Origin of the sequence: Bacillus weihaiensis (assembly GCF_001889165.1) — a bacterium.
Taxonomy (GTDB): domain Bacteria; phylum Bacillota; class Bacilli; order Bacillales; family Bacillaceae; genus Metabacillus; species Metabacillus weihaiensis.
Genome location: NZ_CP016020.1, coordinates 269,856 through 296,786, shown reverse-complemented (window position 1 = coordinate 296,786; position 26,931 = coordinate 269,856). Strand labels below are relative to the sequence as shown.

22 protein-coding genes and 1 pseudogene are annotated in these 26,931 nt (G+C 36.4%); 12 read left to right on the top strand and 11 right to left on the bottom strand.

Features of this window, described 5'->3' with window-relative positions; all coding sequences use genetic code 11:
• Positions 1–90: 90 nt before the first annotated feature.
• The 3 genes from A9C19_RS01375 to A9C19_RS01365 are packed head-to-tail and all read left to right on the top strand — an operon-like array spanning position 91 to position 2,443.
• Entirely contained in the window at positions 91–870 is a 780-nt protein-coding gene (locus A9C19_RS01375; RefSeq protein WP_072578293.1) for an ABC transporter ATPase, read from the top strand.
• A gap of 17 nt (positions 871–887) precedes the next feature.
• Positions 888–1,658, top strand: coding sequence for a hypothetical protein (locus A9C19_RS01370; RefSeq protein WP_072578292.1), 771 nt, complete (start codon positions 888–890; stop codon positions 1,656–1,658).
• Entirely contained in the window at positions 1,655–2,443 is a 789-nt protein-coding gene (locus A9C19_RS01365) for an ABC transporter ATPase (protein WP_072578291.1), read from the top strand. Before A9C19_RS01370 ends, A9C19_RS01365 begins: the two co-directional genes overlap by 4 nt.
• Positions 2,444–3,015: 572 nt before the next feature.
• On the opposite strand, the gene codA is transcribed toward A9C19_RS01365, so the two are convergent.
• The 11 genes and pseudogenes from codA to A9C19_RS01300 form a co-directional block, all read right to left on the bottom strand.
• Complete coding sequence (gene codA, locus A9C19_RS01360; RefSeq protein ID WP_072578290.1) at positions 3,016–4,308, bottom strand: cytosine deaminase; 1,293 nt, start codon at positions 4,306–4,308, stop codon at positions 3,016–3,018.
• 3 nt (positions 4,309–4,311) lie between these two features.
• Positions 4,312–5,571 carry a cytosine permease gene (codB, locus tag A9C19_RS01355; protein ID WP_420835805.1) on the bottom strand — a complete coding sequence of 420 codons (1,260 nt, stop codon included), beginning with the start codon at positions 5,569–5,571 and terminating at the stop codon, positions 4,312–4,314.
• A gap of 457 nt (positions 5,572–6,028) precedes the next feature.
• Complete coding sequence (locus tag A9C19_RS01350; RefSeq protein WP_072578288.1) at positions 6,029–6,811, bottom strand: GntR family transcriptional regulator; 783 nt, start codon at positions 6,809–6,811, stop codon at positions 6,029–6,031.
• Between the two features lie 103 nt (positions 6,812–6,914).
• Complete coding sequence (locus A9C19_RS01345; protein WP_072578287.1) at positions 6,915–7,655, bottom strand: sulfite exporter TauE/SafE family protein; 741 nt, start codon at positions 7,653–7,655, stop codon at positions 6,915–6,917.
• A gap of 2 nt (positions 7,656–7,657) precedes the next feature.
• Positions 7,658–9,022: an amidase gene (locus A9C19_RS01340; RefSeq protein ID WP_072581691.1), complete on the bottom strand. Its 1,365-nt coding sequence runs from the start codon at positions 9,020–9,022 to the stop codon at positions 7,658–7,660.
• Between the two features lie 133 nt (positions 9,023–9,155).
• Positions 9,156–10,172: an ABC transporter substrate-binding protein gene (locus tag A9C19_RS01335; protein WP_072578286.1), complete on the bottom strand. Its 1,017-nt coding sequence runs from the start codon at positions 10,170–10,172 to the stop codon at positions 9,156–9,158.
• Between the two features lie 20 nt (positions 10,173–10,192).
• Complete coding sequence (locus tag A9C19_RS01330) at positions 10,193–11,032, bottom strand: ABC transporter permease (RefSeq protein ID WP_072578285.1); 840 nt, start codon at positions 11,030–11,032, stop codon at positions 10,193–10,195.
• Positions 11,033–11,854 (bottom strand): ABC transporter ATP-binding protein, encoded by an 822-nt coding sequence (locus A9C19_RS01325; RefSeq protein ID WP_083584246.1) that lies wholly within the window; start codon positions 11,852–11,854, stop codon positions 11,033–11,035. It abuts the gene before it with no gap.
• Positions 11,855–12,396: 542 nt separating this feature from the next.
• The gene (locus A9C19_RS01320) at positions 12,397–13,497 is read right to left on the bottom strand and encodes a hypothetical protein (protein ID WP_072578284.1); all 1,101 of its coding nucleotides are present in this window, start codon (positions 13,495–13,497) and stop codon (positions 12,397–12,399) included.
• A 15-nt stretch (positions 13,498–13,512) separates the two neighbouring features.
• Positions 13,513–14,794: pseudogene (locus A9C19_RS01315) on the bottom strand (MBOAT family O-acyltransferase).
• Between the two features lie 1,147 nt (positions 14,795–15,941).
• Entirely contained in the window at positions 15,942–16,484 is a 543-nt protein-coding gene (locus A9C19_RS01300; protein ID WP_072578281.1) for a competence protein ComK, read from the bottom strand.
• Positions 16,485–17,234: 750 nt separating this feature from the next.
• Here A9C19_RS01300 and A9C19_RS01295 point away from each other — a divergent pair.
• The 9 genes from A9C19_RS01295 to A9C19_RS01250 all read left to right on the top strand — a co-directional run bounded on the left by A9C19_RS01295 (position 17,235) and on the right by A9C19_RS01250 (position 26,176).
• Positions 17,235–17,732: a sigma-70 family RNA polymerase sigma factor gene (locus A9C19_RS01295; protein WP_072578280.1), complete on the top strand. Its 498-nt coding sequence runs from the start codon at positions 17,235–17,237 to the stop codon at positions 17,730–17,732.
• Between the two features lie 406 nt (positions 17,733–18,138).
• On the top strand, positions 18,139–18,813 hold the full coding sequence (locus A9C19_RS01285; RefSeq protein WP_233499223.1) for a sensor histidine kinase: 675 nt from the start codon (positions 18,139–18,141) through the stop codon (positions 18,811–18,813).
• The gene (locus tag A9C19_RS01280) at positions 18,810–19,511 is read left to right on the top strand and encodes a response regulator transcription factor (RefSeq protein ID WP_072578277.1); all 702 of its coding nucleotides are present in this window, start codon (positions 18,810–18,812) and stop codon (positions 19,509–19,511) included. The genes A9C19_RS01285 and A9C19_RS01280 overlap by 4 nt, the downstream gene beginning before the upstream one ends.
• Positions 19,508–20,839, top strand: coding sequence for a hypothetical protein (locus A9C19_RS01275; RefSeq protein ID WP_072578276.1), 1,332 nt, complete (start codon positions 19,508–19,510; stop codon positions 20,837–20,839). The genes A9C19_RS01280 and A9C19_RS01275 overlap by 4 nt, the downstream gene beginning before the upstream one ends.
• Positions 20,840–20,931: 92 nt before the next feature.
• Positions 20,932–21,843, top strand: a complete 912-nt coding sequence (locus A9C19_RS01270; RefSeq protein ID WP_072578275.1) for an acetamidase/formamidase family protein — start codon at positions 20,932–20,934, stop codon at positions 21,841–21,843.
• A 219-nt stretch (positions 21,844–22,062) separates the two neighbouring features.
• Positions 22,063–23,442 carry an APC family permease gene (locus A9C19_RS01265; RefSeq protein ID WP_072581689.1) on the top strand — a complete coding sequence of 460 codons (1,380 nt, stop codon included), beginning with the start codon at positions 22,063–22,065 and terminating at the stop codon, positions 23,440–23,442.
• 236 nt (positions 23,443–23,678) lie between these two features.
• Complete coding sequence (locus tag A9C19_RS01260) at positions 23,679–24,092, top strand: hypothetical protein (RefSeq protein ID WP_072578274.1); 414 nt, start codon at positions 23,679–23,681, stop codon at positions 24,090–24,092.
• A gap of 855 nt (positions 24,093–24,947) precedes the next feature.
• Positions 24,948–25,412 carry a hypothetical protein gene (locus tag A9C19_RS01255; RefSeq protein WP_072578273.1) on the top strand — a complete coding sequence of 155 codons (465 nt, stop codon included), beginning with the start codon at positions 24,948–24,950 and terminating at the stop codon, positions 25,410–25,412.
• Between the two features lie 260 nt (positions 25,413–25,672).
• On the top strand, positions 25,673–26,176 hold the full coding sequence (locus tag A9C19_RS01250; protein WP_072578272.1) for a hypothetical protein: 504 nt from the start codon (positions 25,673–25,675) through the stop codon (positions 26,174–26,176).
• Positions 26,177–26,931: the final 755 nt, after the last annotated feature.

Here is a 26,931-nt window from a genome sequence, read left to right as displayed (position 1 = left end):
CAATTATTATTTATTCTAGATTTTTATTTTTAAGGGTGAATCAGCTATCGATAAAATATGGTTTGGTTTCAATATATGGGAGGTTAAAGTATGTTCGGGCAATTAACCGCTAAAGACTTTGCGGTATTGAGAATTCCACTTGAATCTGGTAGACAAAGTCCTGACTCAGTAGGTGGCATTTTATTTTTAGGGATTTTCTTACAATGGTTACTTTATTTTCTTACTTATTATGTAGCTGGTGCTTATACAAGATTCCCAAATATTGAAAAAGTTCAAGATACACATTTTTGGATTACGATTATCCTGTCTGGTCTTTCTCTACTCTTTTGTATTCCAACAGTGTATAGAAAACTAGACAAGCTTCAATATTTAATAAGCATCATTGTTTCTCAAAATTTATTCGGAGTATTTCCCTACTTTTGTGGCTTGTTCCTAATAGGTGAAGGTCCTAATGCAACAACAGAAATGATGATTACTTTTACATATATTTCGTTAACAATCGCAATCGTATTATTTATTGCCACAAGTATACGCTTTTACATCTTATTAAAAAAAGGAAAATACCGTGAAGGATCAACAAGAGGGATCATTCGATCTAAGGTAGAAGCAACTTCTTACTTACCTTTCGCAATAATTGGTGGGTTGGGATTATTCTATATCCTCCAATATATGATAAAAAGTGGAGCTCTGGCATCGTTTGAACATTTCATTATGACGCTGCTTTTTCTATTGATTTTCTATGCAATGATCTTTGTACTTCCAGAGCAACTTGTTATTTTATACTGCAAGTTCCGATTCAAAAGCTTTACTTTTAATGAAAGAGGCTATTTGTATTCAGAAGAAGAAAATAAAACCTATAAAGTCACTTAATATAGAGGTGTTGCTACATGTTTTGGAGGATTTCTGAGAGGGATTTTTATGCACTTAGAATACCACTTGAGTCAGGACGACAAAGTCCACAATCTCTAGGTGGTACATTATTTTTAGGAATCTTTATGCAAGCTTTATTTTTTTATTTGATCTATTCCCAAGTTGATTCATCACATTATCCGAATATAGATCACGTATATACCATCCATCTTAGAATAATCATTTCATTGATTTTCTTATCCTTCATTTACTCAATTCCATATGTTTATAAAAGAAGTCAAAGAATTCAATATTTAATAAGTATCCTATCGATTCAAAATGCAGGAGCTGCTTGTATGTTTATCGGTGCGATGATTTATATAGGGGAAGATCCATCTCTTACAGAAGAAACTCTAATGAATTTCACCTACATAACTTTAGCTGCAGCACTACTACTTTTAGTTGTTACAGTGATCCGTTTTTATATTCTTTTAGTCAATGGAAATTATAGAAAAGGCTCTCCTAGAGAACAGATAAGAGCGCGCTTTGAGACAAAATCTTATGTGCCTATTGTAATAGTAGGAAGTACTATTTTGATTTATATCCTTCAATTTCTTTTTCGAAATGACCAAATTCAATCATTGGAATCCTTATTTTTAACCCTTTTACCTCTATTAATCTTTTACACCATGATCTTCGTCTTACCTGAACAGTTAGTTATATTTTATTGTAAATGTCGATATAAGAGTTTTCATTTTAATAAGAGTGGTTTTCTTCATTCTGAAGAAACATCGGAGGGAGAAATTTGAAGAGACTATTAACCGAAGAAGATTTTAAAATTCTAAGAGGTCCTCTTGAATCAGGACGACAAAGTCCAGCATCATTAGGAGGAACCTTATTCTTAACTGTGTTTATGCAAGCATTAATGTATTATTTAATTTATTATGTTGCTGCTGCAAATAGTATATATCCAAATATAAACGAAATAAAATCTACACATTTTTGGCTGACACTTGTATTAAGTGTTTTGGCGATTCTATATTCCATCCCTTATATATACTATAAAAGCCAAAAAATTCAATATCTCCTAACAATATTAGCTGGATTAAATATTGGTGGGGCGTTCATGTATTTAGGAGCCATATTTATCATGGGTGAGAATGTTCATGCAACACAGGAAGCACTTATTCAGTTTACATATACAACGTTATCGATAGCTTTGCTGCTATTTGTTGTTACATTTATTCGTTTTTATATGTTATTAAAAAACGGTAAATATAGAGAAGGATCAATGAGAGGGATGATAAGAGGAAGTTTTGAATCAAAATCATATATTCCACTTGCAATCGTAGGAAGTACAGGATTGGTTATGATCTTACAATACCTTTTTAGGAATGGTTATTTTAATTCACTAGAAACTTTTACTCTAATCATCCTTCCTTTCCTAATCTTTTACACCATGATCTTCGTCTTACCTGAACAACTAGTTATTCTTTATTGTAAATACAGGTTTAAAAGTTTTAATTTCAATGAGAGAGGTTATCTTTGTTCTTCAGAGGGTGCAAAGGACCAAAGTTCAGAGGTCAACATGTAAAGTATAGGAAAATAACTGACGTGATTTTGAGTTATTTACGGAACCATTAAAATCTGGTAGGCAAAGTCCGAATAGCCTTGGAGGGATATTTATACTTGGGACATTTCTTCAGTGGTTCATGTAGTATGTAACGTACAATGGTGCTGATGGGATGACTATCCTCATATACAATTAATAGAGCATGTTCCTTATATGTTTCAATAGAAAACGCCATTATGGCAAGAATTCTCAATGAATACAATGAGCAATCATAAATAGTTTTTTGGAATTTACTTTCCTATTCAAAAAAAGAAGAATTAACACCAAAAACCCCAATTTTTGTGGAATAAAAGCACACCTATCAAGGAACGAACTATGTGCAAATGTGTATGGGGGTCAAGTAAGGGCTATCTTCAATATGAGTCCGATCCTAACTTCTCACATTCAAGTTAAAAATAAGAATGCGAACGGATAACCACCATTCCAATTAGGGGTATAACAAGGGACCTTGGTCCTTGTTACACCCCTTCTTTTTGTGAAACAAGAAATTTTGGGAGGTGTCAGGCACCTCCTCCACAAATCGAGCTACCCACTTATAAGTCAAAGCGAATTGGCTCTGGTGTAGGACTTGATTCATGTCCTTCTGTCCCGATCCAGATCTTTGTGTCACGGGGCTTTGTTTCGGCTATGATGTTTCCATTTCTAATGGAGTAGAGCACAGATGCTTGCTTTCGAATGGCGTTATATTCATCCTTTGCTTCTAGGACAATGAGATTGGCTCTTTTGCCTTCTTCAATTCCATAATCTTCATTAGGTAGGTTCATCGTTTTTGCGCTATTAGTTGTAATAAGATTCATCGATTGATTGATTTGTTCATAGCCCATCATATGGCAAGCGTGCAATCCTACATGGAGGACCTGAAGCATATTACCGGTTCCTAGAGGATACCATTGGTCAAAAATATCATCGTGACCGAAGCAAACATTGATGTCCGCTTCAACTAGTTCTTTTACTCGTGTAATTCCTCTACGCTTTGGATAGCTGTCAAAGCGCCCTTGTAAATGCAGATTCACAAGTGGGTTGGCAACAAAGTTGATGTTCGACTGTTTTAGTAAACGAAAAAGCTTTGCTACGTAAGCATTGTTATATGAATGCATCGCAGTTGTATGACTTGCTGTTACTTTTTCACCCATCCCTAGACGGTAGGCAGTGGCTGCGACCACCTCTAGAAAACGTGATTGTTCATCATCAATTTCATCACAATGAAAATCAATCAATCGGTCGTACTTTTCAGCAAGCTTGAAAGCTATTTTCACTGATTCTACTCCATCCTCTCTCGTATATTCATAGTGAGGAATACCGCCAACAACATCTGCCCCCATTCGCAATGCCTCTTCTAAAAGCTCAGCTCCATTAGGATAAGAGAGGATGCCTTCTTGAGGAAAAGCAACGAGCTGAAGATTCACATAAGGAGCCATTTCTTCTTTTACCTCTAACAATGCTTCTAACGCTAGAAGCCTAGGATCTGTTACATCAACATGTGTGCGTACACTTTGAATTCCTTGAGCAATTTGCCACTTTAACGCCATTTTTGCACGTTGCTTCACATCTTCTTTCGTAAGAGATTTTTTTCTTTCTGACCAGTTTTGAATACCTTCAAATAGGGTTCCACTTTGATTCCAAAATGGTTCACCTGCTGTCATTGTTGTATCTAAATGGATATGAGGCTCGACAAATGGAGGGAGGACAAGGGAGCCTTTGACATCCACTATCGTCTCTCCATCAATATCCAACGCCTCTGTCGTTATTTTTTTTATCATTCCGTCCTCTATGTAAAGATGATAGAGGTCCTTTTTCTTATGAAGTGTAGCATTTTTTATAATCATCTATTAACTCACCTTTTCAATAGTTGTAGTTGTTGTTTCATTCTTTTTCTCGATATAACTCAGAAGGATAAAGGATCCTGCTGAACCGAGTACTGCATTGACTGGGGCAATACCTGGTAGGAATTGCGCGCATAGTACCCCAATAACCCAAGCTGTAATAGCAAGCCAGTTCACTGCCTTGAATTTAGTTTTTGAAAAATCAGAATATTTACCGCGTTTTATAATGAAAAAATGGGCAAGTAGAATCGCACCAAACGGCGGTAGGGTTGAATTTAAAAACGTTAACCAGCTAATAAAATGGTTATATAACCAAATGGATAAAAGTGTACCTACTATTCCATTAAACACAACAATTTTGTTTTTATGAATCTTCGTGATATTTGAGAAGCCTAATCCTGATGCATATAAAGAATTATCATTCGTCGTCCAAATATTTAAACCAAGTACTAAGATTGCAGGCAGGAGTAATCCTTGCAGAAACATAACTTCTGAAATATCTGAGACGCCGGTTGCAATAACACCAACAGCTCCAAAAATAAACATCAGTGAATTCCCTATGAAGAAGGCAATTAATGTAGTGGAAACAGCCAGCTTTTTCGTCCGTGCAAATCGGGCAAAATCAGGGGTTAATGTCCCTCCACTTATAAAGGACCCGATACACACCGCCAATGCAGCAGATAGACTGATCGGTTCAACCGGCTGCTGACCAAATAAGGCTTGGATGCCCCCAACTGAGTCCGTTGCCATCCCCACCGAAACACTTCCTAAAACCATAATGGCTGGTACCGCAATAAAACTTAAAATGGTTAAAGCCTTTATGCCAAAATAAGCCGTAGCAGTCATCAAAAGCCCTGCAACGATAATCAGTACATACATATTCATCCCTGTTGCTTTCTGAACGGGATAAGCGAACATAGCAACGCCCACACCGAACCATCCGACCTGTGTCGCACCTAATAAAAAGGAAGCTAAATAAGATCCTTTTTCACCGAAAGAATATTGCGTTAATAAATGCGTCGATAACCCCGTTTTTCCACCAATATAAGCTAATGCACCCGTATAAAGTCCTAAAAGCAAATTACCTGCCATTACGACTAAGAGAAATTGGGAAAAGGATAACCCACTTCCTAATGTTCCTCCTGACATCATACTTGCCGAGAAGAAAGTAAATCCCATCATAATCATAAGCATCTTCCAAAACCCATTCCGACTGTCCGCAGGTACTGGTTGTAAGGCATAGTCATGATCCTTTGCCATCTTCATCTCTCCTCTTCCATTTTTTAAAAAAGCCTTTCAAAATAAGGTGTAGGTTCCCCTTATTTAGCCTAGAAGCCAAGTAAAGAATGACCTATTTTCCGCTTCTGAAATATAAAAAAGCCCAGGAAGAATAGGATCTATTCTTCACTGGACTTTTCCTCCCGAGTGCACATTATCTATAGATAATGTTCTTTCTCAGGACCAGACTTTTACCGAGGTAAAACGGAACCCCTAGAAAGGCTTTCTCTTTTGTTAAACATGATATTACATGAAGTTGAGGAGTACGTGTTCTGTTTTGTAAGAAATTCTTACATGGTTTTTTTAGACATTAAAAAGCATCGGAGAATGGAATAAAAAGTGTGTCATGAAGGTGCCTGGCACTTTTATTCCTCAAAGTTCATCTGAAACAATATTGAGAAACAAGAATGTCCGAGGGCGTGAGAGGCACCATACTCGGCACCACTCAAAAATCCAATATACCGACACCCATTTTCTCCACACCTGCGTGGGTTTCAAAGTCTCTGCCTTGATTGATGTTGAAGGAGAATCGGTCTCCTCGGTAGAGGGCTTTAGCTTTTTCAATTGGGATTCTATTTTGAGTGTAGACGACACCTTCCCATAGCATAAGAGGCTCTCCAATTTCAATTTTCAGTAGATTTGCTTCAAATGCTGTTGCTTTGACCGCTTGAAAGGTTTGCGTTGCACCTGCTGGAACAAGACCATATTTCTCTTGAAAAATAGAATAGAGTGTCTTGTTCTCTACATCTTCTTCTAATAATCCAGGACATAGCTTACTAGAAACCTGTGTTGTTCGAATAACAAGTGGTTCCTTATTTCCTAGTCGTAGCCTTACAATCTCATAAATTTCTTCTCCTAAAGAAATCTCAAGTTCACGTGAAAGTTGTTCAGAAGTAAGGCTTTGGTTCTTTTCAATTACTCTCGCTCCTTGTTCTACTCCTTTTGCCTTCATAATATCGGCAAACGTGGTGAACACTTGTGCATTACTTGTAATGAGTGGCTGTGAGACAAATGTTCCTCTCCCTCTACCTCTAACTAATACGCCTTCTTGCACTAATTCTACAATTGCTTGCCTTACAGTCGGTCTACTCACACCATAATACTCCATCAACTCATGCTCCGAGGGCAACTGCATTCCTACGATATACTGTCCCCCCTCTATCTTTCGTAATAGCTCCTGCTTTATTTGAACATACAATGGTATGTGCGAATTAGTATGTAATCGCATACTTTTTACCTCCAAAAATAATATTCGTACCAGAAAGCCCACCTCAATAGTGAGAGATTGGCCTTCCATATACATGCACTAAACAGTTCTCTAATCATATCCATCAAAGAAAATTTAAGATCATAATAACTGCACTCACAACCGGAGTCGCCACCATACCGACCCGTAAAATAATTTGTGGGGCTTTCTTCGTTAATTTTGATCCAAAATAGGAACCAATCACTGTGCCTAAAGCAACCTGTATAAAGAGAATTGGATCAAAATACCCCGCTTGAATATATCCGAAAGATGCACCCAATGCAATCGGTAGAATGACAAGCATTGTCGTTCCTGCGGCCATTCTTAATGGTAGCCCCACCCACTTCAACAGAGAAATTTGGATGAAGGAAGCTGCCCCAATACCTAGCGCTCCAGAAACAAACCCATTTCCAAGCCCAATCACGACAAGCTTCGATTTTTTATGTGCTTTTTGTATATCTGTCTCATGCTCTATCGTTATTTTGGTTTTTATCCAAAGTAAAATACCTGAGAGAAACAGTGAAGATACCGTAAAAATCAGAAGTACTTCAGGTTCAATCAGTCGAGTGATTTGAGAGCCAATATAACCACCAATGGCTCCAAACATCCCGATATAGAGTCCTTGCTTTACATATAAATTGCCTGCTTGAAAATGTCCCCAGCTCCCTGACAGAACACTTAAAAACATCACGGTAACTGCTGTTCCTAGCGCGAAATGGACCGGTATATGAAAAAATGTAACCAAAACAGCGATGATAAATCCAGATCCTCCTGCACCTACGAACCCCAAAATTGTGCCCAGAACCAGCATGGTTAAAATAATCATCCTCAAACACTCAACGCTGGAGTTTGTAAATGCCAATCCGTCACTCTTTGGAACATATATCCTACATCTATTACATGTTGCTCCTTTAAAGGTGCTGAAGCTAATTGAAATGCCACCGGTAAATTGGTCATCTTCACAAACCCAGTTGGTAGCACAAGGGTTGGAATCCCTGCATTTGTAAAAGGTAAGTTAAAAGCTGGGGAACCTGTCTGCGCGATTCCTTCTGGTGCTGGAGTAGGTGTTGCTGGTGTAACAAGCACATCAATATCAGAAAATAACTCCTCCTGCAATTCTTTTCTGAATATAGTCCGCATCGTCTGGGCATCCAAGTAATTATCCGCTGTAATCTTTAGTCCTTCTCTGATAAAATCCTGCAAATACTTGCCAAAGAGTTCTTTGTTACTATGATAGTTGCTAGCATGATAATGGGCTGTTTCCGCCTGCATTACTACTGCTTGCGCAGCATTCGCTGCTAAAAAGCTTTTTGGCATTTTTACTTTTTTCACTCGAAAGCCGATATTTTGTAATTCCTTCACGGCCTCTTCATAGGCAAGCGTTACTTGTTCATCTGCTTCAAAGTATGGATCCTCCACTATTCCAATCTTTAACTCCCGATTCTCTTGAATACGTAGCTCCTGTTTTGGCATTTTCCACGTAGCTTCATCCTCTTCATCAGGTCCTGAAAGTTGATTATAGACAAGGACCGTATCTTCTACCGTTTTTGTAAAGGCTCCCACATGATCAAGACTCGTACTTGCTGGAAAGACACCTTTTTTACTAATCCTACCATATGTTGCCTTTAAAACAGTTAATCCGTTGTATGCTGCGGGTCTTGAAAGAGAGCCAGCTGTTTGGGTTCCAAGTGTCATTAGAGACATCCCTGATGCAAGGCCTGCTGCAGATCCCGAACTCGAACCACCAGGCGTATGGTTTAGATTCCAAGCATTTCTCGTGTTCGGTGTCCCACCCCAATTGGCAAACTCCGTTGTCGTTGTTTTACCTAGCATAATCGCCCCTGATTGATGGAGTTTTTTAATGATCGTCGCATCCTCACCTGGAATGAATCCCTTCAACACATTCGAACCAGCTTCTGTTGGAACCCCTTTTGTACAAATAATATCCTTTGCCCCATAAGGAATACCAAAAAGAGGTGGTAATGATTCTCTATCCTTCATAGACTCCTCTAGTTCCCTTGCTCTTTGGAATGCTGTTTCCTTTTCTACAGTAACCCAAGCTTGCACTTCTGGGTTAATTTCTTCAATTCTTTTTAAAAACAATGAAACAAGTTCAGTTGGTGATATGTCTCTCTTTTCTAATAATTCTCGCGCTGTTTTAATTGTTAAATCGCCAATATTTGTTTTAAGCATGCTGGTTTCCCCTTTTTGCCATATATTTGACTTACTATCATCCATTGGACAAGGTTGTAGCATTTTTAAGAAGGTAGTAACCGATTAAACTGAGACCTCCTGTATTCAGTTCAATTGTCCACTTACTATAGGATTACTCATTTGGCTGAAAGCTTGGATCTACAATATCTTCAAATTTCATATCCGTTTTGATATTCCCAACAAACTTTTGCATATCAATGGCTGTGTCAAATGCTTCATTCGTAATCGTGACATCCGGTGGATAGACGTTACTTTCAATCATCCGATTTACTGCTTTTGTTACAACCTCCTCTTCTAACTCAGGAAATTCTTCGAGTGCAACAGCAACGGCAATATCTGGACTTTCATGCATAAGTTTCAAGGATTGATCCATTGATAAAACAAAGCGTTTCACAAGATCTGGGTTCTCACTAATTAATTTTTCTGAGGCATTAAACGTTGAGAATGCGTACTCTGGATAATCCTCTGTAAAGTCGTAAACAATTTTAAGCCCTTGTGCAACTCCCTGATCTACTTGCGGTTCATAAACGACGACAATATCTGCTTCTCCAGCAAGAACTGGTCCTAATTCAGAACCACTTTGAACCTCCATCACAGATACATCTTTTTCATAATCTAAACCTGCATCAATTAACAATCGTTTTAATAGTGTATTAGACGTTCCTGGTGCTTGGTGTACAACAATTTTCTTCCCTTTTAAATCCGCAGGTGAGTCAAATTCTACATCTTCATTTGCTAAAACCCAAACTGGAGCACTATTTGCTACAGCACTAATGGCCTTTGCTGCCCCCCCTTTTTCTTGTGCAAAACCTACATGCTCTGGTCCGTGAACAGAAAACTGAGCTTCACCAGATAAAACTGAGGCTAAAGCAGTCGGACCTGTACCTGCTGAACGAATAGTTGAGAGATTAATATTATTATCCTTAAAAATCCCTTCTTTATTTCCAACATAAAGTGGTAAGTACAACAAGCTATGGAAGGCTTCTGTTACTAGCACCGTATCCATTTCTGTAGATGCTTCGCCACTAGATTGAGATTCTGTTGAGCTAGAGGACGCACCTTCTCCTCCAGAACAACCGGCCAAAAGCAATAGAAACAATGAAGTGATAACTAACGATATTTTTTTCAAGCAAATTTCCCCCTCAATTTTTAATCGTTTGCTTTATTTTTATCATCCCATGGCAATAAGCGTAGCTCTAGCTTGGAGACGATAAAATATAATGTAATAGCTACAATCATTAAAGTAATCACACCGACCCATACAATATTCAGATTAAATAGGTTCCCAGCCACAAAGATCATGCGACCCAATCCCTTATCGGATGAAATAAACTCTCCACCAATTACTGCAACTAGTGCAAAACCAATATTTAAGCGAAAAGCAGAGATAATCCAAGGCATTGTAGAAGGTATGACTACCTTTCTGAAAATCTGGCTTTTAGTCGACCCTAATGACCTCATTAAATTCACTAGATTTGAATCGATTTGATGTGTCCCTTGATAAGCCGATAAAAGGGCTACAATTAATGTAGCAATGATCGCTAACGCAATTTTAGAGAACATTCCTGAACCAAACCAAATAATAATCATAGGTGCTAACGCTATCTTCGGAAGTCCGTTTAACGCAACAACAAAAGGATCTAGGACTCTAGCAAGAAACTTGGAATACCAAAGTAACAGTCCAATAACAGACCCTAGCAAACTTCCAATTATAAATCCTATGATTGTTGCAAAAACTGTCGCAAATGTATCTGTAAATAGCTCCCCACTTTGTATCAGTCTTGTATATTCTTCTAATATCCCAAGTGGTGAGCCCATCAGAAATGGGTTAATCCACTCTAACTGAACACCGAGTTGCCAAGCTATCAAGCCTAACGCTACTAGTAAAACCCTTGAGAGATTTTGGGTTACTGCCGCATTTATTTTCTTCTTTTCTTTTCTTGCAGCCACTTTTCCAACCGTTTGACTCTCTACATGTGTCGCACTCATTTACGAACTCCTCCCCATTTGAATATCTAGTTCATTCCAAATCTCATCAAAAAGTTCATTATACTTTTGGTCACTACGAGCTTGTATAACAGATCCATGCTTCTTAGCAAGCCCAACGTCGCAGATTTTTTTTACATATGTTGGGCGTTGAGACATTACCGCAATCCGATCAGACATCGCGATTGCCTCGCCAATATCATGTGTAATCAACACAACTGTTTTCCCAAAATCCTGAAGAATTTGAAGGATCTCATCCTCTAGTACTAGTCTGGTTTGATAATCTAACGCAGAAAAAGGTTCGTCTAACAAAATGATTTCTGGATTGAAGGCAAGTGTTCGAATCAATGCCACTCTTTGTCTCATCCCACCTGAAAGGGTAGCTGGATAAGCTTGCGCAAAATCCTGTAGGTTATACTTAGATAAATAGTCCATTGCAATTTCATCTCGTTCTTTTTTCGGTATTCCTCTTATCTCTAGCCCAAGTCCAACATTCTCTAAAATCGTTCTCCATGGAAATAACAAATCTTTTTGCATCATATACCCTACATGTCCAGTCGAGCTTACAATGTTATGCCCATGTACCTTTACCATCCCACCTGAAGGCTCAAGTAACCCCGCAATAATGTTAAACATCGTACTCTTTCCACAACCACTTGGACCTACTATACTGATAAACTCCTTATCTCGAATTTGGAGAGAAATATTCTTAATAACCTCCACCATACTGTCATTTTTCCGATCATAAAACTGTTTCTTAATATCCACTAATTCAATTGCATGCTTCGTCTCCTGTCTTACAAACATTTCCTTAATTTCCTTCATTCTTTAGCCACCCATCTCTTTGTTTTAGGCTTGTTATCACAAACCAAACAATTGTCATAATGTCCTTACATTTAAAATTATTGATTTTTCTGTTTTTTCTAATTATGATTGTAGGACATTAAAGAAAGAATGTGAATTCGTTTGTCATGGTTTCTAACTAGGTTTTTTTGTTCATAGCTGTGTGTAATAGAATGTAACAAAATGTGCCCATATTTTAGTGTGTTCGTACAATGCCCTATTGTCATGACATTAAGGTAATTAACTTGTTAGCAAAAGTGTAAAGTCTTCCAGGGTGATGTGGCTATTATTGTGTAAGTTTTTTTTACAAGGTTTTTTACTTTGGTGAATTAGGACTAGCAATTGCATTAATTTATTTGAGTAAATAAGAAGAAGTTGATCTGAAGGAATAGATTAGTAAAAAAAGGTAGAAAAATTAATCTGAACACGAATTTATACATGTAATGTAATATGAAAGATTTCATTAAGAGCAACATAAATAGCAAAGAAGATATAACAGCCTCCTTCGCTATTTAAATACAAGCTTAAGGGTTCTCCAGGGTGAAATCTTGTATTTGCTTCTTAAATGATCTTGAATTTTGGACTAGATTTTCTTTTGTTACCAAATATTCTTTTGTTCCTAAAGTCCTGAGAATGAACTGATTTATTTCAGGTGAATAATGGCTGATGTCTTTATAATGATCTAAATTCAAAACAATTTCAGATACATGTGAATAATCATATAGTTCAACATGAGGAACGTTCATTAATTCAGTAAACATATATTCTCTACTTTTTATTATACTATCAATAATCCTTGGATCCATATCATAAAAGCGTTTATTCATTAGAATAGAATATGGAGGATAAAATAGATAAAAAGTAGTATCAGGATTTTCTTTTATAACAGGAATAATATTATGATCAATATTCTCTTTAAGCTTTTCAAATGAAAGGTCCTCTATGAATTCATCATATTTTTCCTTATCACTCCATAGAGTATTTCGATAATCTTCCAATACAATCTCTTCTCCATATGTGTAGTGATCTCCCCAATAATATAAAAAATTAAGACCGTCTTGCTTAGGCTTGTCTTCTAGCCTGGAAAGGGTAGAAAAGGTTGTTGCCAAATTAGGTTTTCCTTCTTTATATAGCAAGGTATACAGGCTATATTTTATTGTTGTTAAATTAAATAGATATTGGTAGTCATTCCATATGTGTTGATCATATAAAAAAGTTGGAAATTGTTCTTTTGCATAATCCTTATCATAGCTTAGAGAGGTAAAGTCAATTCCCCATATTACTCTATCAACCTTATTGTGATGGAATGCAACTTCGGCCATTTTTCTCTGTTCATAACTCGTAGATCCTGATATAGATAATTTCATCGTTTCAGATTGAGCAAATGTATCATTTATTTCACTTGGAATAAAATTTTCTGTCATTGAAGTACCTAAAACGATTGTATCGTAATGATGATTTTTAGCTAACCCAGCTAATTGCCACCTCTGTTCTGACCAATATAAGCTGTTATTTTGATGTATCTTATAAAACTGAAATGGATCAATGACGTAATTAAAAATCATAATGGCGGTAATAATTGAACTCGTACAAAAGAATGTAGACCATACCCATTTTTTATTCAAAATGCCAAGCTCCTTTTAAAAATTAAAATACAAGAATTCACTAATCTTATGAAAATTTAAGATCGAATATATAAAAATAATGGAGACAAATAGCATAGACCTTTTATTCGGCACCAGACTTGTCATATATTCATAAGAATTTTTTGTCTTAAACGTGTAATATAAGACAATTAGAAAGAATAGTAATAAATAAATTAAATCTATATGAGACCCTGCGAAAAAATCGATAAACATTACATCATAAAGAATTATTTCTTCGAACTTACCTTTTAAGAACGTTGGAAGTGCAATTCCATTAAAACCAAACATCCCTTTTAAGACATTTAGTGCCTCCTCCCACGTATTAGCTCTAAAAAACACCCATGAAATATTTACAAAGTTAAAGGTTATCAACCAAGCCACTACCTTATTTAGCTTATAATTAAAGGACTTCCAATAACGATTTAGAACAGTTGCGAATCCATGTAGAAATCCCCAAAAGATAAACGTCCAACCTGCCCCATGCCAAAAACCACTTATTAAGAAGATAATCATAATATTCAAATAAGTTCTCACTTTCCCTCTTCTATTTCCACCTAGAGGGATATAAATATATTGGGTTAAGAAACGACTTAGTGTGATATGCCATCTTCTCCAGAAGTCTTGTATATCTAAAGCTTTATAAGGAGAGTTAAAGTTTATAGGTAGGACAATATTAAATACTAATGCTGCCCCTATTGCCATATCCGTATAACCACTAAAATCATAATATAACTGGAAGGTATAGGATAGAGATGTAATCCACCCTATGATGAACAATTGGACCAGCAATTAACTGAGGAAAAAAGGTAACAAAAAGGGCATAATTCAAAAAATTATAGTCCGTGGTTTCCTTTTTATAAGCATCAACAAGATAAGCAATTTGTTGAAATGTAAAAAAACTAATTGCAAGAGGTAACGCTAGCTTTAAAAGTGGCAGATTGGTAGAAAACAATGCATTAACATTATTAATAAAAAAGTCCGTATATTTAAAATAAGCAAGCAGTGCCACATTTACTACTATCCCTATAATTAGGGTGAATTTCCTAATCATTTTTGTCAGTTTCTGACCTAATATTGAACCTACTAGATAGTTAAACAAGAGTGAAATGAGGATTAAAGGTAAGTAGGCTACATTCCACCAAGCATAAAAAAATAACGAGCTTACGACTAGCCAGATTTTAGATAAAACTACAAGTCTATTATTTGTTAATAGAAAATAAATCATAAACACAATTGGTAAAAATGCAAAAACAAATTCAAAGGAATTAAATAACATGGTGTTCTTTTCTCCGTATTCTATATAGTATAGAGGCTATCACTCATACTAGCTGTATAGGTAAAATAGCTTCTACTCTCTATTTATTAACTGCGTTAACTTTCATTTTAATCATGCTATAAATGGGTTGTCAATGGAACAGAAGGCTAGCATGTTTTTTTCAATTCCCCTTACATTTGAGCAATTTAATTCTATTTTATTAATGGTTAAACAATACTTATATTAAAATCGAAAAAATATTAAATTGTATTTTATAGAATTATTTCTATATAACTTCAAAGGACTACCAGACAATGTATATTTATAATTCAAATATTACTTTTAACTTCAAGTTTGTAAAATCTACCTAATTAACTGTTACTATAAAACAGTTCTTTAACCTACAAAAACCTTAATAATAATCCAAAACATGACAATATACATTTTTTTATTTTTAATGCTGAAAGTAGGATTTGCAATGGCAGCAGGATTATCAATGAACACAAATGACCCATTGGAAGGTGATACTGCTTCCTTTAGTTTCACCTTTTTATATTTTTTGGAATAGAAAAAAAGAGTACCTACCGAAATGTCGAAATAAGTAAGCACCACACAAACTTATGAGACTGGAGGGAGATTCCTATGACGATTATACGAAAAGTAAGCCTGTTGATCTAAAGTATGCTACTTTGATTTACTCCTTCGCTACTAGAATGACGAACGGATCTATTTATTAAACACCTAATACAGCAATTAAAGAACGATATCATATTCCGTCTTGATTGGGGTTTTTGGTAGATCGTATTAATGCCATGTTAAATGAGCAACAAGCTACTTAAGATTTAACATTCGAGCATTTTTCTAAGAGATTGTTACCTTATAAAAAGGTTTTAAACGAAAACTACGTAAGGTTGAATGGAGGGGAAGTGCGAGACTCCTGCGGGAGGAGTGGGACAGGTGAGACCCCACAGGCGTTTACGCCGAGGAGGCTCACAGCCCACCCCGCAAAAAAGCGAGCAACTGGAACGGAATTCAACCAGACCGGATACTTGATAAATAGCCACAAGTTTACAAAAACACGCAAAATTTAAAAGATATCTACATTCTGTAGATCTGTGTTTCTTTAAATGAGTAGTGAAACTAACTCTTAATCAAATGTAATAACAGCCTAATAATAATCTCCCGGCTTCTCCGCTACCCCAAACCCACTATCAATATCTCCCCTGCCCATCATTTTTCTATAATAATATGTACTAAAAAGCCGTGATGCTTTGTTTCTCCTATCCTCTAGTACATTCTTTGTGATATTCACCTCAACTTTTACATCATTTTGAAAGGTAATGATGCTACCAGCGCCATTTGGTTGAATATCCTCAATATACTTTAATGAAATCCAAGGTGTATCATTCTTCATTGGAGATGAGAGGGGAATCATACAGATTCCTAATGATAAACTCACCATTATAGGAAGGTTTTTCTTCCCTATCAAAATATGCCTAGCAGATTCAAGTCTTCCGTTAAAGTCACTACCATAATAAATACAGCTTGTATTTAAGACAAAACGAGTATCCTTTTCTACTAGCTTCTCTCCATATTTGTCGAGCATTTGGCAATGGATATGACCCGTACTCGTATAATGCGGGAAGATTCCCATTGTTGAGTCCGTAATAATTCCTCCTGTGCAAACTGTGATGGAATAAACCTTTTTCATTCAGTTTTCCTCCTTTTAACAGCTCGAATAACTTTATATTTTCATAGGGGTTAGATATACTACCAATAGTTGGTCATCATCCAACTGCCTAATCCTTAAGCACGCTAAAGTACTGTGCTTAGGGGTTTTTTTTTCCTTTTCAAATCAAAATAAATACCACCTCCTTATCCTTTTTTCGTATAAACCTTGTTTGAATCATAGATTTTAGTAAATTTGCATGATGATTGGGATGCTTTCGATTTGATAGATTTTCCATGAAACGTGAGTGATTTCTAGGTGGTTGTCCGAAGGGATTTCTCCTACTGCTTCTGTGCATACCTCGAGGCTGATTCGTGTTGGGCTTAAAAGGATCTTTCCAGTCCATTCACTATTATTATACCGGTAATTATTACCTATATATTGTTAAATTAAGGTAAATATTAAGTAAAGACATCTTCTCCCTCTGGCATCTTTTCCGAACCTTATAGAGCTCCTGTAAAGTAAAAATCCACTTGATAACACATGCTTCAGCTTCCTTCTAAGCAGTTAGCAATTCTCCCTTTTCCTCCAATTGATAAAAAAGGATAAAAAGACCGTTTTCACTAGGATTTGATCCCCCATTTCGCTCATTTCCCCTAAGCAATATTGTCGATTTCAAGGCTGAAAATGGATTATTAACCTTCATTAGCCAAGTGTTCTCACTCCTTTTCTCTTGCTATTCTCAAAGTACCGCGGAATACAAAAAGAATGCATTCTTGGTAAGGATTTCTCATGTATCAAGAAGGTCAATTTGAAAAGCTGCATCAACAATTTGAACCAATGATTTTTTCCGTTATTAAGAGGTTAAGTATTTATAAGAATGAAAGTGAATTTTACCAAGTCGGTTTAATCGCCTTATGGGAGGCGTCCCAACGATTTCAAAAGGAAAAAGGAGAGTTCAAATCCTTTGCTTATTCCTACATTATAGGCCGAATGAAAACGGCGCTTACGCAGGAAAGAAAGAAGGAAGATCATGAAACAGAGTTTGATGATCAGGTAAAGGATCAAGCAGCAAGCTCTGATGATTTTTCAGCTCTTCTATCAGATGATGAAATTCAAGACTTATCCACGATCCTAACAATGAATCAATCTAAATGGCTAAAAGCGTATTGCTTGGAAGGGAAAACACCAAGTGAAATCGCTCATGATGAAGGTGTATCTGTTGCTGCGGTGAAGGCTTGGCGTCGGGATGCGCTTGGGAAGGTAAGAAAGCATTATATGGAAGCATAGGGAAGGATCTGTTGCTCTCGTGAGTAAAGAGGTGTGTTGAAGCACGTCTCTTTACTCATTTGTGAAGCTGCACTTATACCAATTTTCTACTAATGTTTCGTACTGAAAAGGTCTATACCTGCTAGTATTTCATAAGCCCTTCCTCTAGGTAATTGGACAAAAGCCCTCTCATGAAACAAGAAATTCCGAGGCGTAACAGGCACGTCGACTGACCTCTCACTTGCTCTCTTACACCACCAGAAAAACCACCTTTCACCACTCCATTCGAGAAACAAGATTTTTCGGGTAGTGACAGGCACCACCTATCTCTATTAAAATGAACACTAATAAAGGTGGTGGGGATATGTTTTCGTTTCTGATTTTTTTGGGTGTACTTTGTCCAATTGTGTGTATGGTGGTGTTGTTGATGCTGAGGTTGATTGATCAGGAGTTGGATTTTTTGGAGTTGGAGAATGCTCGGGTGAAGCTGGAGAAGGAGCTTCAGGAGAGTGAGTATCATCAATTGAATCAGAGAATTCAGCCTCATTTCTTATTTAATGCGTTAAATTCCTTTTTATCGTTAACAAGGATTGGTCGATATGAAGAGATGGTGAGAGGAATGGAGAGGTTTTCGCTCTTTCTTCGTTATAAATACCAAGAAAAGGATGTGCTCGTTCCGTTTCACACCGAGCTTACGCATACGGAGAATTATGTGAGTATTCAGCAGCTTCGATTTGGTAACCGACTGCTCGTCACATACGATATCAGTCCGATGCTAGATTCTGTCATGATCCCCCCCTATACTCTTCAAACACTTGTCGAAAATGCATTTAAGCATGGACTGGATAAAAAGTCAGGTGAGAAAGTGTTACACATTCATTTTACACGTGAAGGAAATTGGGTGTGTCTTCGTGTGATGGACAACGGCCCTGCTACTATAAACGATCACGACCTCAAGAATGGGGTAGGCTTAGATAATATACATCGTCGTTTTCAGCTTCTCTTTGATTTAAGAAGTGAGCTATCGCTAACAAAAAATACAGAAGGCTACACAGTTGCTAAAGCTAAATGGCCGTATATACCTGGAGATGAAGGACTATGAAACTACTTATTGTAGATGATGAGTACTTAGAAATTGAACAAATCCGTTTTTTACTTACAAAACACTTTCCATTATGGGAGATATTCGATGCAGAGGATGCGTCAATGGCATTGAAAATACTTGAAAAAGAACAAATTAATCTCGCTTTTTTAGACATACATATGCCTGGAGAATCTGGTTTAGAGCTAGCCAAAAAACTAAAGCAACGAAAAATGGAAACAGAGCTGATCTTTGTGACGGCTTATCAAGATTTTGATTACGTCAAACAAGCCCTTCACTTACATGCCCTCGATTATTTAGTGAAACCTGTCATTGAAACAGAGCTGATTGACGTCATGAAGAAATATGTCGCAACACACCAGCAGGCTGTGGCAAAGTCTCAAGCCGTTCAGCACGTGTTAAGTAAAATTGAGACGAGCTTTCAGGAAAAGCTAAATTTAACGGAGATTGCCAATGAAATTCCGGTTAATCCTACCTATTTGAGCAGGAAATTCTCAGAGGAAATCGGTAAGACCTTTCAAGAATATTTAACCCTCTATCGAATTCAAAAAGCAAAAGGCCTGTTAAAAAAGCATCCCGATTGGAGTATGACAATGATTGCCGAACACTCTGGATTTAATAGTCAGCATCATTTCAGTAATACGTTCAAAAAAATGGAGCAAATCACTCCTTCTCATTATAAGGAGACGCTTAGATGATTGATTGGTACCTTATGTTATTTATCGGGTTAACTGTACTCATCTCTAATATGAAATATTTTGGAGAGCATAAAACAAAGGCTGACTACCTATTTCATAAACAGGAATTTGGATTGAGTGAAGGAACCTTTCGGATACTCTTTGGGATACTTTCTGGTACAACGGTGGTGCTACCAATATACTTATTGCAGAAAATCGGCTATCTTGGAGGATTTGTTTTAGCGATGGTTGGGTTATTTACTTTATATGGGTATAGCCTGTTTGCCCCAAGGATAAAGGCGCGGTTACTTGATCTTCAATCTCACCATTCCCAAATCAAGCCCATGACAAAGAAAATGATGATCTATGTGTTAATGCTCATTAATTTTGAAGGATTTCTTGTTCAAGCCCTTCTTGCTGAAGAGGTTCTCACCACTGTTTTACATGTGCCTACAAGCTTACCATTACTCGTCATATGCTTTAGCTGTTTTATTTTTGCAGGGATGGGCGGATCGATAGGATTACAGAAAGTGGGGTCATTTTTACTGATTTGTCTATTATTAGGTATAACAATCATCCCTATTTCCTTGTATTTAACCCAAGGAATCAACCCCACTTTTCAAGCGATAACATCTCGTTTTCCTATATTCTTAGAAACAGATCATAACCAGCTTTTCCTTTATAGTCTTCTCGTCTTTATTATCATGAGTGGCTATTTAGTAACGAATATTTCAGTCAATACCTCTTTAATGAAGATTAAGGAAAAGAGGTTAAAGCTCTCTTTGACCATTAGTGCATTTTGTTGGATGTCTGTTTCCATTGCCTTTACAGCGATTTACATTTATTTTATTGGGCAAAGCGGACACATCTCTACCTTTTATACGAGTTTATTTGAGCAATTATCACCGATTTTATTGTATCTATTTGTCATCTCTAGTTTAAGTATGTTTATCATGTCAGCTGCTAGCTCCCTTTTTTCAGTAGCCAGTCTCACGGTTTTAGTAAAGGATAAATCAAATTTCCAAAAGCTATATATTTGGTTGTGCGGATTATCATTTCTTCCTTTACTTTTACACGTTTATGTTGAAGATCTAGTACAATTCGCCATTATCTTTTATGGAAATTTATTTGCTGCGTGCTTGCCGATTTTTTATTATTTCTTAAAAAAAGAGCGAGAAATGGAGGTCAGTATGTTTATACCCATTTGCCTCGTTAGTCTAGGGATATTTGGTACGTTGTTTAGCCTCTATACTTCTTTTATACAAGGTGTCCTACTGAGTTTTATTTTTGCTTGGATTTGTCTCTTAATCAATAAGATCCTATTTGTGATTTATTTTTCTGAAAAGTAAAAATAATATAAAAACACAACAAATTAATACAAAACAAACCTCCCTTCTTTCTTTATAATGAAGTACAAGTAGAAAATAAGGGAGGTTATTTCATGTCTTGGTTGTTATCACTAAAGAAAGAACATTATATGTACGCGTTTGATAAACAGAATGAACCAGCTATTCACGTCTCGTCTGGTGATCAAATCGTTATTGACACGTACGATTGCTTTCAAGATCAAATTCAATCAGAGTCCGCTTCTTTTCAATCCATTGATTGGGATCGAATCAATCCTGCCACAGGTCCGGTCTATGTTGAAGGTGCACTTCCTGGTGATGTGTTAAAGGTCAAGATTAACAACATCGAGTTAGGCGATAAAGGGGTAATGGCTACTGGGAAAGACCTCGGTGTGATGGGTCATCGATTAGAAGGCTTTGATATTAAAATTTTACCTATTGAAAATAACAAAGCTATCTTTGATGAGCATGTCCAGATTCCCTTAAACCCGATGATTGGAGTAATTGGAGTTGCTCCTGAACATGAAGCGGTAAATTGCGGAACTCCTGGGGCACATGGTGGAAATATGGATACCACACTCATTACAACAGGTGCCACATTATATTTCCCCGTCTTTCAAGAAGGTGCATTATTTGGGTTAGGAGATTTACATGCTGCAATGGGTGATGGTGAGATTGGAGTGTCCGGTGTTGAAATTCCTGGAAAGGTCACCGTCACACTTGAAGTAGTGAAAGGTCATTCCATTCCCTTTCCTTTCGTGGAAAATGATAAAGGAATTGCATCTCTTGTCTCATCAGAAACATTAGATGAAGCAGCAAAGAAATCTGTCGAGATCATGATTGACCTTTTACAGCCCAAAACAAATCTCTCATTAAGTCACTTTACCATGCTGATGAGTGCTGTAGGGCAATCACAAATCTCGCAAATAGTGGACCCGCTATTAACAGCAAGATTCTTTGTTCCTAAATGGATTTTAGAAGCCTATCAAATAGACGTTTTTAAATAGAAATGATTGTTGATTGAAGTGTAACATAAGCCTCCTGTGGGAGAAGCGAAATCAAAGTGAGCCCAAGTGGAGCCTAGACTAGGAGGCTCCCGACGAACTCATCCGCGGAAAGGTATGCCTGTAACGGATATCAACAGCCACTTCTAACAATTAAATAAAAGCAGGAAGTAAGAAACTTTGTCTAAAGCCCTTACTTCCTTTTATAGAAAGGATGATAGGATGGAGCCTTCAGTAGATAACAAAACAAACTCCACAGTTGAAAATTTTGGGTATAAGCAAGAACTAAAACGTTCCCTTACATTTTGGGATTTATTAATTTATGGACTTGTCTTTATGGTCCCGATCGCTCCATTTGGTATATATGGCCATGTTGCCGCTGGCTCAAATGGAATGGTTGCTTTAGCTTATTTAATTGGGATGGTCGGAATGATTTTTACCGCATTAAGCTATGCGCGAATGTCAGAGGCATTTCCAATCGCTGGTTCGGTTTACTCTTATGCTCAAAGAGGAATCAACGAACATGTTGGCTTTTTTGCAGGCTGGGTTATTTTATTAGATTATATTTTAATTCCTTCTCTTCTTTATTTAGTCAGTGCAGCCGCGCTAGCAAACATTGTTCCCGAAGTTCCCATCTTCGTTTGGCTTTTGCTATTTATTGGAATTAATACGGTTATTAATGTAAGAGGAATTGAATTTACTGCGAAAGCGAATAAAATTATCGTTGTACTCGAGCTCATCGTTTTAGCGATCTTCATCACAGCCGCAACAATCGCTGTTGTTCAAGGTGTAAATGGTGCAGAATTCACATTCAAACCGTTGTATGATCGCGATGCCTTCGACTTAAATGTTGTAATGGGTGCTGTATCGATTGCTGTGTTAAGCTTCCTTGGCTTTGACGCCATCTCCACTTTAGCAGAAGAAACAAAGGGTGGAAAAAAGGTTGTCGGTCGCGCCGTTATTTTCTCCTTATTAGTAGTAGGTTTATTATTTATCATTCAAACGTGGGTCGCCGCTCTTATTTGGCCAGATTACACAACATTTGAAAATGCCGATGTAGCCTTCTATCAAATTGCAGAAATGGCTGGTGGACCTTGGTTAAAATGGATGACAATTCTTGCAACGGCATTAGCATGGGGAATAGCAGATGCACTCGTTGCCCAAGCCGCGATATCTCGGATTCTTTATAGTATGGCTCGCGATAAAAAGCTTCCTGGCATTTTATCTAAAGTCCATCCCAAATTTAAAACACCATACGCAAGTACAATATTAGTTGCTATTATTTCATTAATCGTTACAACTATTTTCGCATCAACAATTAATAGTCTTGCCTCTTTAGTTAACTTTGGTGCCTTAACTGCGTTCTTATTCTTGCACCTATCTGTCATCAATTATTTTATTCGAAAGCAAAAAAGTAAAGATTTCTTCAACCACCTCCTGATGCCAATCATCGGATTTGTCATCATTGGGTACGTATGGTTCAGTCTAGATCCAACATCGAAGCAGCTCGGATTCATCTGGATGGCGATTGGCTTAGCCTATATGGTTTATTTAAAAATCGCGAAGAAGGATTCCAGCTTAGGTGATGATCTGGGGCATTAGAAGGAAGCAAGGGGACGCATCTCTTGCTTCCCTTTTTGCGTCTTGAAAGCCTTAAGGCTCTAAGGATTCATTTTATGATATTCATTCAACTAGTTAAAAATTCACTCTATACATTTATGGAACATTTTCTGTAACAAAAAATTCCCGGTAGTGACAGGCACCTACGCTACTATTCCTCCACATCTACGTATATAGTCTACGAAGGACATGATGTAGAGAAAGGGCAGTGATGGTAGATGATAGAAAATCATATGGTTCATGTTAATGTATGGAGAGATTTCGCTACTTTACACGATATGACAGCAGAGGAGAAGTATCTTTACCTGTATCTTCTTACAAATGATCAAGTGAATAGTATCGGGATTTATCCACTATCGAAGAAAATGATAGAATGTGAGACAGGCTATTCCGTTGAACATATTACCTTATTGATGGAGCGATTGATGAATCATCATAAGCTCATTCGCTATAATGTAGAAACATACGAACTGGCTATTAAGAACTGGGCGAAACACATCAAACTCCGCGGTGGGAAACAGAGGATGATTTCTGAATTAACAAAGGTGGAGGATCCGTCGCTCATTTCTTTTGTTTCGGAATCGATTAGGAATGGGGAAATTCGTCGTTTGTATGGGTCGTTTTGTCATTAAGAGGAAGTAAAAATAAGAATATCGAGAGGTTGGGTCAAAATTCACTATTTTTTTAAGAGACGAACGATTATCGATTGACACGTTGTTCCTTATGAATATGTTGTGGTGGAAGAATCAGTACGTTCCATTCCGCTGCATACACTTGCTTTCCGCGGGGAAAAATGAACTGCTTTTTCCTAGGGAGGAAGATGAGCATCCTCGGCTACGCCTGTGGGATCTCATACTTTCCTCGACCTCCCGCCGGAGTCAAGTGTCTTTTCGCTCCATTACACTAGCGATTAACAATCGTATTCATAAACAATAAATGTAGTAAAAAAGAAAACCCAAACGATATGGGAGATTTTAATTGAAAAATCACCTGATCGTTCGGGTTTCTCATTTACTGAAACACTTATGTCCCAGCCTCTCAAGCTCCTCGAATCGTCTCATCTTTCCAACAAAATGAAACCACAATGAAATCCTTTAACCATAAAGTGTTCATCAACTCCTAATTTTCTGAACAAATTCTTTATCGTATGTTTTGGGCTTTTCGTTGGTAGGACCCGTATTAGAACGAACAGAAAATGAAAATGGAAACGGTGGTAAAGATTTTTTTGGTATTAATTACAAGGAAAGAAGGACTTTCTTGTTATTTGTCAAAATTTTAAAAGTGATTAAATAAAAATGGAAGAGAATATTTTGTTGGATTTTCAACAAATTTCGTAGCGTATGTTTTGAGTTTTTCATTGGTATGACCCCTAGATTTTTTATAACAACATGAAACAAGTATTTTAAGGTTTTTAAATATATTCATAATTGGAGGATATAATGAAAAAATTATTATAGTCATTTATAGTAATTTGTTTAGTGATGTCAATGTTTTCAGCTTATGTAGGAGCTGAGAATAAAATTTCTAATATTGAAATATATTCAAAAGGTATAATGGAAGTAGCAAATACAACATTTAATACTATTTCTGAGACAAGTACGAATGAAATAGCGGAAGTAATTGAAACAGATGGAGAAGATATAAAAGGTAAGTTTAATGTTAATGAAAATATATTTACTGTTACTATTACAACTGATAATGATACGTTTGAATTGGAAGGTTTTCGTTTAGAAGATGAAGAGATGCTTCTTTATAAAGGTTCTGTAGATAAAGAAAAAAATGTTAAATTTGAAGCTTTAGTTATTAAAGATGGTAATAATAAACATAAAGCTATTGTGAATATATTGAAATTTGATTCAGAAATACATAAAGATCCTAAAGATATTATTACTTTTTCTTTTAATAATCACTCTAAAAAGGTGATAAAGAAAACAATTGAACTAAAAATTTAGCTTATGATTTTAGCTGGGGTTATTCGGGAATTGGAGGATATGTAGATGATTCTGGAATTGGTTCAAGACCTTCAGATAAGGCTCATGTTGTAAGAGCATTTTGGGATACTTCATATAATATTAGTAAGGGATGGAAATACAACGGTATAAAATCAAGTTATCTTTACAGATCAAAAGTTCTCACTTTGACAAGCGGTGGATTTTTCTATTACAAAGAGAGCAACCTCTAATTTTACATATGGGATTGAAGTGATCTAAAAATGAATATTTTTACGAAAAAAGCTAAAAGCATTAAAAATATATTAATCACTTTTTTAATGATTTTAGTTTTTATATTAATAGGGGATACTTATATCACTAGGTCAGTAAGTGAACATGTGGATACTATAGAATTTCACACTAAAGTACAGCAAGAAAATAATAATGAATTAATTTTATCTATTCGGTCCAGTTCTTCTTTTCCTAAGTTTGCTGATAATTATTTTATTATTTTAACTTCAGAGTTTGATAAAATAGATAATTCTCATTTTAAAAAATTAAATGAAGAAATTACTTTTATTAATAAAGACCAAGATCTATATATATTTAAAATAAAAGATTCTAACAAGGAGAATTATGAACTGAATTTTAAAGCATTAGAAAGGGAACAAGATTTAAAAGCTGAGGGATTTTCTATTTCTCTTAAATCACAACCCTATAGTTTATTGTCTAAAGATAACTATTATTTATCAAAAACATTTAAATTTAGTAGTAATTCTAATTAGAATCCATTTTTGAAGCAAGGGGACGCACCTCTTGCTTCTTTTTTTGCGTTTGATCATTTAAAAGGATAACTAGTTTAAAATCAATAGAAGTGATGGGGTGCCTGGCAACTGTTTTACATATTCTACCGCTAATCTAAAGAATGTAATTGAATCTAGAAATATAGGAATGACTACGTAATCATTAGGTTTATGCGACATAGCAGGGATTCCTAGGCCGTAAATTAAAATTGGAACATAGGGTAATTTCTCACGGGGAAGCAAGGGGACGCACCTCTTGCTTCTTTTTTTTTCGTTTGATCATTTAAAAGGATATCTCGTTTAAAATCAATAGAGATAATCATGCCTAAACATTTATGGAACTGGCTATTAAGAACTGGGCGAATTATATCAAACTCCGCGGTCATAAACAGAGGATGATTTTTGAATTAACAAAGGTGGAGGATCCGTCGCTCATTTCTTTTGTTTCGAAATCTATTAGGAATGGGGAAATTCGTCGTTTGTATGGGTCCGTTTTGTGATTAAGACGAAGGAAGTTGCCTCACTATAATAAAACTCTGGCTGGGAAGGACAGAATACGCCCTTCCCTTTTTCTATTTTTTGACTTCGTCACTCTTTTACAATTCCTTACATTCTACCTCATCCTACTATTAAAGTGATCTCTATTATTTTTTTCCTAACAATTTCAATCAATATACGTATCGCACGCCCATCTGGTCCTATTTTTTGCTATAATTAAACTATTACTTACAAAAAGT